The 1,012-nt window shown below is 43.2% G+C and carries 1 protein-coding gene; it reads right to left on the bottom strand.

Annotation, left to right across the window (positions count from 1 at the left end; all coding sequences use genetic code 11):
• Nucleotides 1-151: 151 nt before the first annotated feature.
• The gene (locus tag KIH86_RS18435) at nt 152-736 is read right to left on the bottom strand and encodes a recombinase family protein (protein ID WP_223080794.1); all 585 of its coding nucleotides are present in this window, start codon (nt 734-736) and stop codon (nt 152-154) included.
• Nucleotides 737-1,012 lie beyond the last annotated feature (276 nt).

Here is a 1,012-nt window from a genome sequence, read left to right as displayed (position 1 = left end):
AGGGGAAATTAGGGAAAACTCCGTTTTTAGAACTAACAACGACTTACTCGGCACTGGGTAGGTTCATTAAACCATATATAGGCACATGCAAGACGCAATAATAGAGCCACCTAATCTAGATGGCTCATCGAATCATTCCTTATAACCCCCCTCAATGGCTCTGAGGCTGCTTCTTTGTTGTTTCTTGTTTCCTCCGATTTAGTTCACGGTAAAGTGACCCCTTGCTTACACCTGTCATTTCTTCTATTTGTGTTACCGTAAACTCTCTGCTCTCGTGTAGCTTGATTGCTTTGTCTAACTTCTTCTTGTCAGTCATCGGACGACCGCCCTTGCGTCCACGCGCTCTAGCTGCTTCAAGTCCCGCTACAGTACGTTCCCGGATAATGTCACGTTCAAACTCCGCGAATACCGCCATCATGCCGAAAAGCGCCTTCCCTGTGGCAGTAGATGTGTCGATTTTATCGGATAGGCTTACGAACTCGACTCCGTTCTTATTCAACTGGAATAGAACGTCGAATAACTTTTGCGTCGATCTCGCCAATCGATCGAGCTTATAGACGATGAAAGTATCGCCTTCACGAAGATTGTCCAACGCTTTAGCAAGTTCCGGGCGATTGTCCTTGCCGCCGCTTGCCTTCTCAGTGTAAATCTTATCGAAGCCGTATGCCTTCAATGCATCTAATTGAAGATCAAGCGATTGGTCTGCGGTCGATACCCGCGCATATGCGATTTTCATTAATATCATCCCCCTCATATGTATCGTTTTGTCTATCGTACCATAAACATACCTTTTCGTTAATATGATTTTGGAACGGGTATCGTACCGATTTTTAAGCGAAACTGAGAAAGTTTCAGGCTGTTTTGGAATCGTTTCATAAACAATCGTTTTCGTACCGTCATATGCATAGAATTATATTTCCACGAAATAATTCCGCGCAAATAAAGACATATTATTATACGCCCTTTTCCCACCACTATTTGATTTTATTATCTTCTTGGACTTTCTTAGCTT

This window comes from Paenibacillus sinensis (assembly GCF_019904155.1).
GTDB lineage: Bacteria > Bacillota > Bacilli > Paenibacillales > Paenibacillaceae > Paenibacillus_AQ > Paenibacillus_AQ sinensis.
Note: the sequence above shows the minus strand (reverse complement) of the source record. Positions and strands in the feature narration are given on the sequence as shown.